This window comes from Bacteroidota bacterium (assembly GCA_016706865.1).
In the GTDB taxonomy this organism is placed as follows: domain Bacteria; phylum Bacteroidota; class Bacteroidia; order Chitinophagales; family BACL12; genus UBA7236.
Genome location: JADJIS010000002.1, coordinates 279,982 through 291,791 on the forward strand (window position 1 = coordinate 279,982; position 11,810 = coordinate 291,791).

The 11,810-nt window shown below is 35.1% G+C and carries 13 protein-coding genes; 4 read left to right on the forward strand and 9 right to left on the reverse strand.

Annotated features, from left to right (window positions below):
• Nucleotides 1-146: 146 nt before the first annotated feature.
• From IPI31_04350 to IPI31_04385, 8 genes are all read right to left on the reverse strand, one after another.
• On the reverse strand, nucleotides 147-935 hold the full coding sequence (locus IPI31_04350; protein ID MBK7567036.1) for a tetratricopeptide repeat protein: 789 nt from the start codon (nucleotides 933-935) through the stop codon (nucleotides 147-149).
• Nucleotides 932-2,773, reverse strand: a complete 1,842-nt coding sequence (locus IPI31_04355; GenBank protein ID MBK7567037.1) for a protein BatD — start codon at nucleotides 2,771-2,773, stop codon at nucleotides 932-934. Before IPI31_04355 ends, IPI31_04350 begins: the two co-directional genes overlap by 4 nt.
• 2 nt (nucleotides 2,774-2,775) lie before the next feature.
• Nucleotides 2,776-3,471 (reverse strand): tetratricopeptide repeat protein, encoded by a 696-nt coding sequence (locus IPI31_04360; GenBank protein ID MBK7567038.1) that lies wholly within the window; start codon nucleotides 3,469-3,471, stop codon nucleotides 2,776-2,778.
• 1 nt (nucleotide 3,472) lies between these two features.
• Complete coding sequence (locus IPI31_04365; protein ID MBK7567039.1) at nucleotides 3,473-4,525, reverse strand: VWA domain-containing protein; 1,053 nt, start codon at nucleotides 4,523-4,525, stop codon at nucleotides 3,473-3,475.
• Nucleotides 4,526-5,539, reverse strand: coding sequence for a VWA domain-containing protein (locus IPI31_04370; protein ID MBK7567040.1), 1,014 nt, complete (start codon nucleotides 5,537-5,539; stop codon nucleotides 4,526-4,528). It abuts the gene before it with no gap.
• Nucleotides 5,539-6,468, reverse strand: a complete 930-nt coding sequence (locus IPI31_04375; GenBank protein MBK7567041.1) for a hypothetical protein — start codon at nucleotides 6,466-6,468, stop codon at nucleotides 5,539-5,541. Before IPI31_04375 ends, IPI31_04370 begins: the two co-directional genes overlap by 1 nt.
• A 6-nt stretch (nucleotides 6,469-6,474) precedes the next feature.
• Entirely contained in the window at nucleotides 6,475-7,350 is an 876-nt protein-coding gene (locus tag IPI31_04380; GenBank protein MBK7567042.1) for a DUF58 domain-containing protein, read from the reverse strand.
• A gap of 145 nt (nucleotides 7,351-7,495) precedes the next feature.
• The gene (locus IPI31_04385; protein MBK7567043.1) at nucleotides 7,496-8,497 is read right to left on the reverse strand and encodes a MoxR family ATPase; all 1,002 of its coding nucleotides are present in this window, start codon (nucleotides 8,495-8,497) and stop codon (nucleotides 7,496-7,498) included.
• A 183-nt stretch (nucleotides 8,498-8,680) separates the two neighbouring features.
• Between IPI31_04385 and IPI31_04390 the strand changes: the two genes are divergently transcribed.
• Nucleotides 8,681-9,085, forward strand: coding sequence for an OsmC family protein (locus IPI31_04390; protein MBK7567044.1), 405 nt, complete (start codon nucleotides 8,681-8,683; stop codon nucleotides 9,083-9,085).
• A 3-nt stretch (nucleotides 9,086-9,088) separates the two neighbouring features.
• Nucleotides 9,089-9,487, forward strand: a complete 399-nt coding sequence (locus tag IPI31_04395) for a group III truncated hemoglobin (protein ID MBK7567045.1) — start codon at nucleotides 9,089-9,091, stop codon at nucleotides 9,485-9,487.
• Between the two features lie 2 nt (nucleotides 9,488-9,489).
• Here IPI31_04395 and IPI31_04400 read toward each other — a convergent pair whose 3' ends face one another.
• Nucleotides 9,490-9,897: a 6-carboxytetrahydropterin synthase gene (locus IPI31_04400; protein ID MBK7567046.1), complete on the reverse strand. Its 408-nt coding sequence runs from the start codon at nucleotides 9,895-9,897 to the stop codon at nucleotides 9,490-9,492.
• Nucleotides 9,898-10,025: 128 nt separating this feature from the next.
• Here IPI31_04400 and IPI31_04405 point away from each other — a divergent pair, with 128 nt between their 5' ends.
• Entirely contained in the window at nucleotides 10,026-10,514 is a 489-nt protein-coding gene (locus IPI31_04405) for a glutathione peroxidase (GenBank protein MBK7567047.1), read from the forward strand.
• Between the two features lie 128 nt (nucleotides 10,515-10,642).
• On the forward strand, nucleotides 10,643-11,800 hold the full coding sequence (locus tag IPI31_04410; GenBank protein MBK7567048.1) for a hypothetical protein: 1,158 nt from the start codon (nucleotides 10,643-10,645) through the stop codon (nucleotides 11,798-11,800).
• The last annotated feature ends 10 nt before the right edge of the window (nucleotides 11,801-11,810 follow it).

Sequence of the window (11,810 nt, forward strand, 5' to 3'; positions counted from 1 at the left end):
CACTCTCATTACTCCCGTCCGACCGGGTCATCCGGGCGGGCATCACTCATTCCTCATTTCATAATGCACAGTCAAGTTTCCACTCGAAGCGAAATTCTCCAATGTTACAAACTGCCCACTGCCCACTGCCCACTGTTAACTGCTCACTACTCCCCCCTCACCCTCACAAAATCCTCATTTTTCAACCAGCCGACATTACCATCGGGCATTTTTACTTCTGTCCAGTTGTTATCGGATTCTAATAATTGTACTTTTAATCCTTCGTGAATTAAAAACAGATTGGTGCTGCTTTCATTGGGTTCGCTTTTAACTATGGAGCTTGGAGCCATTACAACGGCGAACTGAAAATTTTTGTCGTAATTATTTCGTGTTATTGCTGAAACTAATGTTATAATAAAAATGATAAAGGAGATTACAAATCCCCAAAAACCGTTTCGTTGAAATGATCTTTTTTTGGCGTATCGATATACTGCAAATCCGGTGAGGGATAACCATAAAAATAGAATACAACCTAAAGCCCAACTGTGAACAGAAAAAATTTTAATAAACTCGCGTGACCAAAGTGTAACAAGAGATTCATTTATAGGATCCATTTTATCTCTAATCCTTAAATTTACAAGTTCGAGATTATATTTTATATCTTCATTGTGGCCATCATACATTAATGCACGTTCGTAATTTATAACAGAAGGTCCGAGTTTATTTGTTTTATAATAACAATTTCCAAGATTGTAATACAATGTTGCACTTGGTCCGTTTTGGGATAATAAATTTTCGTATATCTGTATGGATTTTGCATATTCCCCTTTTTCATACATAACATTACCATACACAAAAGTGGTGGTATCAATATTGGAATCAGTACTATCTGTCTGTCCAAATAAAGGAAAAGCAAGAACAAAAAAGAAAAATATTGAAATAAATTGTTTTATCATTTTATTTCTGTTTCTAATTTAGTAATAAGATCAATTGCATCTTTGTAAACATGATCTAAAGTTGCAGAACTCAGTTGTGGTGCAAATAACGATACTTCACATGTGTTTAAAAGTTGCAGGGTGTTATTGGCAGTACTTTCTGAAACCTGTTGGCGTAAAAGCACTTCATAAATATTCTCCTTTGATAATTCACCGTGTTTAATATTGAGTTTATCTCCAAGATAACCCCACATCGTTTTAATTATTTCGTCGTAAAATGCTTTTGCATTATTTGTTGTTACAAACTCTTTAGCTTTTACCAAACGTTTTTTTGCAATGGAATTTGCTTTCGAATATTTAAGTGCTACATGATCCTTTAATATTTTTTTGCGTTTTGCAGTTAACATAAATAAACCAAAACCTGCAATGAACGGCAATCCAAGCAAGGTATAAAATACTCCGGTTCCATAGAAATGATTTTGTTCATTTTCATAATGCGGACCCGTTTTTTTAATATATCTGATATCATTGGCGAGCATCTCCACATCTTCTTTGTTTGTTGCGTAATTACCGGCGGAGGGATTATATCCGGGACCGGCTTCCACGTTTACTTTATATTCTTCCGATGTTATTGTTTCATATTTTTTCTTTGCAGGCTCCAAAAATGACCATGAATATGCAGGTATGGTAAACTCTCCGGGTGATCTTGGAATTAATAAATATTCGTAAGTTTTGGTGTTGCCGGTGGTGGAAGTTTTTGGATCATATGTTTCCCAACCCGGAGGGAGATTTAATACCGGTGCATTAAATAATTCCAGATTTCCATTGCCGGTTATTATTACCCTGTAGGTAAGGGGCTCATCGGTTTTTGTGGATGTTGCATTTAACTCTGTTTTCATGCTGAATTTCCCAACAGCACCATTAAAATCAGCAGGAGCATTTGGGGGAAGTTCCAACACATTAACTTTTACAGTGGAAGAGGATACAGAAGTTCTGACTTCTTTATTTCCGGAACTGAAAGGATTGGAAAAAAAATCATCTAAATAATCCTGCATGGGATCACCAGATTTTGTTTTTTGTTTTTTTACCTGAACTCCAAATAAACCATCAAGCGTGATTGGATCTATTTCTAACTTTCCTGCTTTTTGTGCAGTAAGGATGGTTTTTTTGAATGTACTTACTTCATACACTTCACCATTTATAGTTTCTGTTTGTGCGGCTTGTTCACTTAATTCAATTTCCGTTGCATAAAACCCATCGTATTTTGGAACCTTCACCGCTTGCATAATTCTATATCCATAAATAGAAGAATTTTTTTTGACACAGAATTTCATCGTAACTGTAATGTCTTCCCCTTTAAATATTTCCTGATCACTTACTTCCGTTTTTATCAAAACATTTTCCTGGATATATTTATTAATATCAGCCTGAGTTTCATTTTGTTTTGTTGTTTGATCGGTCGTGGTATTTTGTGTGCCGGTGGGTTTATCTACAACTTCTACCGAAATGGGTTGGGAAGAAAGTGTTTTATCGTCCACCTTTACATAAGACGCGCCGATTATAAATTTGCCAATATTTTTCGGCTGGAGCACATAGGAATAAGAAGTAGAGGATGTAACCTTTCCATTTACTATCATGGTGCTCGACGATTGATTGGGACCTCCCATAACCATAAAATCTGCCATGGCGGGTGGTCGGAAATCTTTTATAGAACCTCCATTATTTAATGTGATAGTCAGTTGAAATCTTTCACTTAAAGCAACTTTCGATTTACTCACGCTTGCATTTAAGGATGCCTGTTGCGCAAATAATTGCACAATACACAAGATCAAAATAGCTGTTGTAAGTATCTTTTTCATAATTACCAATCTTTTTCTGCTTCAGCTCCGGCAGCTTGTACCTTTTGTTTATTTACCTTTTCCTGAACATTTTTATCATCCTGATTCAGAGCTTGCATTATTCGCTCCAATTCCTCTTTAGTATATTGTTTTGGTTGCGATTGTTTTTGTTCCTGTTGCTGATCCTTTGGTGGTTGTTGCTCCTTATTTTGATCCTGTGGTTCATCTTTTTTCTGTTCCTCTTTTTTCTGATCCTCTTTTTTGTCGTCCTGATTTTTATTTTGTTGTTGTTGTTGCTGTTGAATCATTTTTTGAGCGTAGGCCAGATTATATTTTGTATCTACATCTTCCGGATTATTGCGCAAAGCTTGTTTATATGCGTTTATACTCTCTTCATATTTTTTTTGTTGCAATAACGTATTTCCCATGTTGTGATAGGCTTGAGCCCTTACTTCCGGATCAGTAGTATTCTCTGCTGCTTTTCTGAATTGATCTACAGCTCCTTCGTAATCTTTTTGCTGAAATAAAGAATTTCCCAAATTAAAATTTCCCGCATCTGATTCGGGATTTACCTGCAAGGCATCATTATAACTCTTTTGAGCCCCGGTGAAATCCTTTTCGGTGTATTTTTTATTCCCCTCGTCAATGGCCACATTTTCCTTTTGCGCCATCATTAAAGATGAAGTGAATAATAAAAATATAACTACAGTATATTTCATATTAATTGGTTTTTTCCGCATCAAATAAATTAATTTTTTCAAGCCATTTCGGTTTTTTATCGGATATAAAGAATTCCAATGTCATCAATAATAATCCTATTCCCAAAAATATCTGAAAGTGATTTGCATATTCAGAAAATTCAAAGGAATCATCCTTGGTTTTATCTAAAGCATCAATTTCTTCATATACTTTTTGCACCACCTTTCTTCCTTCACTCACATTCATATATAAACCATTAGACTCCGTGGCTAATTCCTGCATAATTTGTTCATTCAGTTTGGTAAGTACAATGTTTCCCTCTTTATCTTTTTTAAATCCATCAGACCTGTTTCCATTTTTCAAAGGTATTGGCCCACCGTTTTTAGTACCAACGCCAAGGGTTATAATTTTAATATTTTTTTTAGCTGCTTCTTTTGCCATTTCAACGGCATTGGCATCATGACTTTCCCCATCTGTAATTATTATAATTGCTTTTCCTTTTTTGGAACCTTCCTCGCCACCACTTTCAAATTCCACCAAAGCCGTTTCTATTGCTTTCCCAATTTCGGTTCCCTGTGAAGATACCATTCCTGTATTTATAGTATTCAAATACATAAGTGCAGCTCTGGAATCGCGCGTTAATGGCATTTGAACATAACTTTGCCCCGCAAAAACAATCAGTCCTATTTTATTGGAGGAAAGTTTATCAATGAGTTGACTTGTGGTGAGTTTCGCCTGTGTTAACCTGTCGGGTTTTACATCATTGGCAAGCATGCTGTTCGAAACATCAAAACATATTATCACCTCTGCACTTTCTCCGGTTATTTTTTGTTTTTTGGAACCCATACGCAAATTTGCAAGTCCGATAACAAAACAGGCAAGGGAAAGCATGAGCAAAGTAATCTTTATCCACTTTCTTTTTAATGAATTTTGTGGCATGAGGCGATTGATCAGTTGTTCGTCGCCTAATTTTTTAATTGCTTTTTTTCGCCATGAAATATAATAATAGAATAACACAACAACCGCCGGAAGCAGAAACAATAAATATAAATATGTACTATTTTCGAATTTCATTTAAGTTACTGATCTGAAAATGGTATGTGTTAAAATTAATTCAATTAATAATAAAATAAATCCTGCTAAAGCAAAAAGATAAAATTGTTCATCATATCTGCGGGTAATATCCACGTCGATTTTTTGTTTTTCAATAGTATCTATTTCTTGGTAAACTTCCGAAAGCTTTTCCTTTGATGTTGCTTTAAAATATTTTCCTCCGGTGATATCCGCAATTTCTGTAAGTGTGGGTTCATCAAATGAAATACGTGGATCAAGATCAAAAACCCTTCTTCCGTTTTTATCTACAACCGGAATAGGCATATTTGTTTCGCTTCCAACGCCGATGGTATACACGCGAATATTTAATTGTTTAGCAGCATTAGCAGCATCTATTGGCGAAAATTTTCCACCCATTCTCACACCATCGGTTAAAAGTATAATTACTTTGGTGCTTAAATTAGTTGTATCCGCAAGTCTGTTTACTGCCATAAATAATCCATCCCCAATTGCAGTGCCATCCTGTAAATACCAATTATCGGCATTGTCAACCTGAGTTTTTAATAATTCGTGATCAAGTGTTGCAGGACATTGCGTAAAAGTTTCTCCCGCAAATACTACCAATCCAATTCTATCCCCGGGCCTGCTGTCAATAAATTCTTTTGCAGCAACTTTTGCAGCTTCCATTCTGTTTGGTCTGAAATCTATTGCATACATACTTGTAGAAACATCCAGCGACAACATCATATCAATTCCTTCTGAGGATATTTTTTTATTGCTGAAACCGGTTTGTGGTCGTGCAAGTGCAATAACGATCATGAGAAAACTTAAGATCCTCAACACAAAAAGAATGGGTAACCATTTAATTTTTGCGGGGATAAATTTTTTATTTTGTAATCCGGATAAAGAAGAAATTTTAAATTCCACGTATTTTTTTCTGCCCCGATTATTATAATAATAAATATACAACGGCAGAAGCAGAAGCAACAGAAAAAACCAAGGGTCTTCAAACCTAATATCTTTTATAAGATCCATCATTGTTTTTGATCGATTTTTGGTTCCACCGGTTTAGTACTTTCCACAAATGCAAAGGCATTTTGCATTGCTTGTATATTTTCATTTTGTAATGGACGCGATTTTGCAAATTTTGCAAGATCGGCTAATTCAAGTATGTAACGAATATTTTCTGTTTGCTGTGCAGAAACATCAACATTATTTAATTGTGTAAGTATTTCATCAGAGGTGCTTTCCAATGCGTTAATTCCAAAACGTTTTTCCATATAGGCACGGATAATTTCCGTTAATTCGGAATAATATTCTTTAAGATCATCTTTTTGCCATAATTTTTTAACATCTAATTCCTTCAATAACTGAATAGTTTTATCATAATAAGAAATTGTGGGCACCTTTTCCTTTATTGTTATTTGGATCTTCTTTTTAAAGAATACGAAATAAATTACTAAAATTATTCCCACCAATAATAATAATCCCGCAGCAATATAGATCCATGTATAATTAATTACCTTAACCTGAATTACTTCTTTTATTGGTTTTATTGTGGATGTGGTATCTACAGGTATAGTTTGAACAGTAAACAAAACAGAATCAGAAAAAGCATAATACATCGCGGTATCGCGTAATTTTTTATAGGGTATTTTAATTTTTGGAAGATAATAAATTCCGGAATCGTAAATACTGTAAACCAATTCCTGACTTAAATGATATGCATTATTTATTCTTGTAGTATCGATGGGATTACTTGTTATAAGGTCGTAAGTGGTAATACCATTTTCGTTTGGCCAATCTAATATATAAGTGGAATCGGCAGTTACATTTAATTGTACACGAATGTAATCACCAATTAGATATTGTGCTTTATCCGTTTTGGCAGACACACTTATCTGAGCATTCAGTAGTGTGGAGGTAATTAATAAAAATAATATAAATACTATCCCTTTTCGCATAGTTTATTAGCGCATCATTATTCTTTTCCTGAAAAATTTATGTAATTCGTTGATATACGGTTTTTCACTGTTTATACTAATAGTATCAGCACCACTTTTCGAAAAGGTGGTTTTAAATTGCGATACATTTTCAATAAAATTCTTTTTATAATGAGCTCTCGTTGTTTTATTGGAAGTGTCTACCCACTTTACCTCGTTTTTTTCTGCATCAAACATGCGTACAATACCTACATCCGGTAATTCTTCTTCTCTTTTGTCGTGAATATGAACACCAATAAGATCGTGTTTGCGTGCTGCTATTCTCAGTGGTTTTTCATAAGCAGTATCCATAAAATCGCTGAACACAAATGCAATACTTCTTTTTTTAACCACATTATTAAAATATTCCAAGGCAAGAGAAATGTTTGTTGCTTTTCCGGCGGGAGTAACTTCAAGCAGATCGCTAATAATACGCAATATGTGCGACTTTCCTTTTTTGGGAGGAATAAATTTTTCGATGCGATCGGAAAACAGTATCACCCCCACCTTATCATTATTATTAATTGCAGAAAAAGATAATACAGCGGCAATTTCCGTGATCAACGCATTTTTCATTTGAATTTGAGTTCCGAAATACGACGATTGGCTTACATCAATAATAAGCATCACCGTTAATTCTCTTTCCTCTTCAAACACCTTTATATAAGGATGACTCATGCGTGCAGTTACGTTCCATTCTATATTGCGCACATCATCTCCAAAAGTATATTCTCTCACTTCGCTGAAACTCATTCCCCTACCTTTAAATGCAGAATGATATTCTCCAGAAAAGATATTTTGAGAAATACCCTTGGTTTTTATTTCAATGGATCTGACTTTTTTCAGTAACGCTGCCTTCTCCAATTTGGTAATTTATTAGTTTGGTAATTTATTAATTGGTTGCTTCGTATTTGTACTTTACTGAGACCCGCGCTAAGAGCGAGAGCCTCAGTTCCTCCGTATAAAACGTTTTCAACCACTTCAACCCTTTCAACCCCTTCAATTTTTCTCACGGCACCTCCACTACATTCAGGATCTCCGAAATAATATCCTCCGAAGTAATATTCTCCGCTTCGGCTTCATATGTTAATCCGATGCGATGGCGCAATACATCATGACAAATTGCACGCACATCTTCCGGAATTACATATCCCCTGCGTTTTATAAATGCATAGGCTTTACTTGCCAGTGCCAGATTTATGGAAGCGCGGGGCGATCCTCCGTATGTAATAAGGTGTTTTATTTTATTTAATTTAAAATCCTCCGGTTTTCTGGTTGCAAAAACGATATCTAGAATATAATTCTCAATTTTTTCGTCCATATAGACATCTTTAACAAGATTTCTTGCTGAAAGTATCTGTTCAGGGGAAATTACCTGTTTAATTTTTATTTCTGCACCGGTAACATTTTGACGGATAATGAGTTTTTCATCCTCTTTCGTGGGGTAATTTATCACCACTTTCATCATAAAACGGTCCACTTGTGCCTCAGGTAAGGGATAAGTTCCCTCCTGTTCAATGGGATTTTGAGTTGCCAACACTAAAAAAGGTTCTTCTAATTTATAAGTTTTATCACCTATTGTTACCTGTTTTTCCTGCATGGATTCCAATAACGCACTTTGCACTTTTGCAGGCGCCCGGTTGATCTCATCGGCAAGAATAAAATTTGCAAAAATGGGCCCTTTTTTTACACTGAAAACATTGTCTTTTTGATTATAGATCAATGTGCCCACAAGATCGGCAGGTAAAAGATCGGGGGTGAATTGAATCCGCGAAAATTTTGCATTTATAGCACTCGAAAGGGTTTTGATAGCAAGCGTTTTAGCCAGTCCCGGCACACCTTCCAGCAAAATATGCCCTTGGGATAACAGTCCGAGCAATAACCTGTCGATCATGTACTTTTGCCCGATAATTACTTTAGAGGTTTCCAGGCGCAGCAGATCAATAAATGCGCTTTCTTCGTGGATACGATCGTTTAATTCTTTAATTTCAGCAGATGCCAAAGTTTCCATGCAATATAAGTTTAGTCAATTTCAAAAAACACGAGGTTGCAAAGTTAACATTGCCTTCCCCGATTAAATTTGGTGTGCAAAGTTAATTAAGGTTAATGTAAGGATAAACATTGTTAACCAATGTTTTATAACAAAAACCTTTCCTGTGTATACCTTTATCAAATATTAATTAAAATCGGAAGTATGGAAGATAAAATTCTAGTTACATCTCATTTGGGAAATAATAAGTATAAAACAGTGCTAAGCAATGGACGAACTGAAATTATTGCAGATGAACCAATTGCAAAAGGCGGCTCAGACCTTGGTCCGGCGCCCCGTGAATTATTATGTATGAGTTTGGCCGCTTGTACATCCATTACATTGCGGATGTATTCCGATCAAAAAAAATGGGAAATAGGGGAAATAGATGTAGATGTGGAATTGGAAAGTTCAGAAACAGAAACGATCTTTCACAGGAAAATAAGGTTTGGTTCTTCTATCACCGAAGAAATGAAAAACAGATTGTTGCTTGTTGCCGATAAGTGTCCGGTACATAAAATTTTTTCCAAAGGGATAAAGATCAATACGGAATTAATAATGAATACATAAAAAATGGAATTGAATAAAGATATTCAAAGCAGGGATGATATTAAAATTATTATTGATGCCTTTTACGAAAAAGTAAAACTGGATGATACTATCGGATTTATATTTAATGATGTTGCTGACGTAAATTGGGAAGAACATTTACCCATTATGTACGATTTTTGGGAGGCTACCGTATTAGGTACCGTTGTTTATGCGCGAAATGCCATGGCACCGCACTTTAAACTGAATGAAAAAGTAAAATTAACTGCCACACATTTTGAACGTTGGTTAAAACTGTTTACTGAAACCATAGATAATTTATACTCCGGTGTTATGGCCGAAGCAATGAAAATGCGGGGTAAAAATATTGCAGGAGTAATGTTATTTAAAATGGGTGATGAAAATAAATTGAGGATAGTATAAATTTATCCCGGATATTCTACAAAATTATTTTCCGTTTCGTATAACTGAATTTTAATATCAAATGCAGCATCTAAATGATGGCGGAATTTCTCCCAAATTACCTTTGCAATATTTTCTGCAGTTGGATTTAAATATTTAAATTCAGGAACATCCAAATTTAAATTATTGTGATCGAAGGGTTCTATCACTAATTGGTCAATAAGATCTTTTACAGTTTTTAGATCAATAACATATCCTGTTTCGGGATTTATATCACCGGTTATTTTTACAATAAGAATATAATTATGCCCATGGTAATTCGGATTATTACACAAACCAAATACACGATCATTCGTTTCCTCATCCCAAGCCGGATTAAATAACCTGTGTGCCGCATTAAATGTGGCTCTTCTGCAAACGGTAGTTCTCATATTCGAATAACAAACATTGAACTGCAAAGGTTGCTAAAAAATTGGGAATGATAGGTGGTTTATGGTTTTAGACTCCTCAGAATGTTTCAAAATACCATTTTTGGCTTAATTTTGCCTATAATTGTATAATGGTCAAAGAAAACACGATACATACCTTTAAAGTGCCCGCAATTGATGGTGGAGAGATCGATTTCTCTGCATTCAAAGGAAAAAAAGTGCTTGTAGTGAACACCGCAAGCGATTGTGAATTCACTACACAATATCGACAATTACAGGAGTTGTATACGAGTTTTAATAACAATCTTGTAGTTGTTGGATTTCCCTCCAATAATTTTGGGGAACAGGAACCAGGTACTAATAAAGAGATCAGGAATTTTTGTTCATATCGGTATGGCGTTACATTTCCATTAGCTGCAAAAAGTGAAGTAACGGGTGCTGCAATTAATCCTGTATTTAAATGGCTTAAGGAACAAGAACTTGACGGAGATCTCAATAAATCAATTACCTGGAATTTTCAAAAATTTCTGCTTAATGAAGACGGTGAATTAATTGCCGTATTTCCACCTTCCGTTGATCCCATAAATGATGAATTATTGGGTTTTTTGAATTTGAATTAATAACGTTTTTTTAAGAAATGTTAATGGTTTCAAAGCTAATTGCATTGATTCATTACTTAATAACTTACTGTCAGTTATAACATGAAAAGATCCGCACTAAATCTTAACTTTATCCCTAAAAATAATTTGTGTTTTTTAAAGATGTAACAGGACATACCAAAATAAAACAACAACTGATAAAGGCGGTTCAGGAAAACCGTGTGAGTCATGCTCAATTGTTTTTAGGCCCTGAAGGTTGCGGTAATCTTGTAATGGCTCTGGCTTATGCGCAATACATTAATTGCGAAAACAGATCGGAAGATGATTCCTGCGGAAAATGCCCGAATTGTATAAAATCCCAAAAATTTATTCATCCTGATATTCATTATACCTTTCCTTTTGTAAAAATTGATAAGGAAAAAAAAGAATTGAGTGCCGACTATATTTCTGAGTGGCGCGAATTTTTGCATAAAACACCATATGCCAATTACAATCATTGGATATCCTCCATTGCGGCAGAAAATAAACAGGGAAATATTACAGCAAAGGAATGTTCCGATATATTGCGGCGATTGAGTATGAAAAATTTTGAGGCAGCATATAAAGTTTTAATTCTTTGGTTGCCAGAATTTCTCGAAAAAGAAGGAAACCGATTATTAAAAATAATAGAAGAACCACCCGACAATACCGTTTTTATTCTGGTAGCAAACGACCAGGAAAGAGTGTTGAATACCATCATGTCGCGTTTACAGATCGTAAAATTCAATCGCCTGACTGATGAGGAAATTATCAGTTCACTGATGGAAAAATTCCATATTCCAGCGGTTCAGGCAAAAAAGATCGCCACTTTGAGCGATGGTGATTTTAATGAGGCTGCACAACTTGTTGAAATGGAAGAAGACGGCGAGGGGATCCTGATTCGGGAGTGGATGGAGGTCTGTTATCGCCAAAATGTAAAGGGTTTATATGCCTGGAACGATAAATTTGTGAAACAAGGCAGGGAAAATCAGAAAAATTTCTTCCAGTATTGTCTACACTTTTTTAGGGAGATATTGCTTATTGAAGCAGGTGCAGCAAGCATTTCCAAGCTTACTGATGCCGAATTAAAAACAGCTGCCGGTCTAGGCAAACTCTTGGGTGTAGAAAAAATTACCCGAATTCTCGAACTGTTTGATAAAAGTATTTACTTTGTAGAAAGAAACGTAAATGCGAAAATATTGATTACATACGTTTCTATATCCCTTTTAAAACAGTTTCAACCAAATTACAATTACCGTGAACCATTTTTTGAAAAATGGTCCATTTAAAATATATAAG

Coding starts and splice junctions, on each gene's coding strand:
- IPI31_04350 (MBK7567036.1), bottom strand. CDS start 935: ATGATAAAACAATTTATTTCAATATTTTTCTTTTTTGTTCTTGCTTTT.
- IPI31_04355 (MBK7567037.1), bottom strand. CDS start 2,773: ATGAAAAAGATACTTACAACAGCTATTTTGATCTTGTGTATTGTGCAA.
- IPI31_04360 (MBK7567038.1), bottom strand. CDS start 3,471: ATGAAATATACTGTAGTTATATTTTTATTATTCACTTCATCTTTAATG.
- IPI31_04365 (MBK7567039.1), bottom strand. CDS start 4,525: ATGAAATTCGAAAATAGTACATATTTATATTTATTGTTTCTGCTTCCG.
- IPI31_04370 (MBK7567040.1), bottom strand. CDS start 5,539: ATGGATCTTATAAAAGATATTAGGTTTGAAGACCCTTGGTTTTTTCTG.
- IPI31_04375 (MBK7567041.1), bottom strand. CDS start 6,468: ATGCGAAAAGGGATAGTATTTATATTATTTTTATTAATTACCTCCACA.
- IPI31_04385 (MBK7567043.1), bottom strand. CDS start 8,497: ATGGAAACTTTGGCATCTGCTGAAATTAAAGAATTAAACGATCGTATC.
- IPI31_04390 (MBK7567044.1), top strand. CDS start 8,681: ATGGAAGATAAAATTCTAGTTACATCTCATTTGGGAAATAATAAGTAT.
- IPI31_04395 (MBK7567045.1), top strand. CDS start 9,089: ATGGAATTGAATAAAGATATTCAAAGCAGGGATGATATTAAAATTATT.
- IPI31_04400 (MBK7567046.1), bottom strand. CDS start 9,897: ATGAGAACTACCGTTTGCAGAAGAGCCACATTTAATGCGGCACACAGG.
- IPI31_04405 (MBK7567047.1), top strand. CDS start 10,026: ATGGTCAAAGAAAACACGATACATACCTTTAAAGTGCCCGCAATTGAT.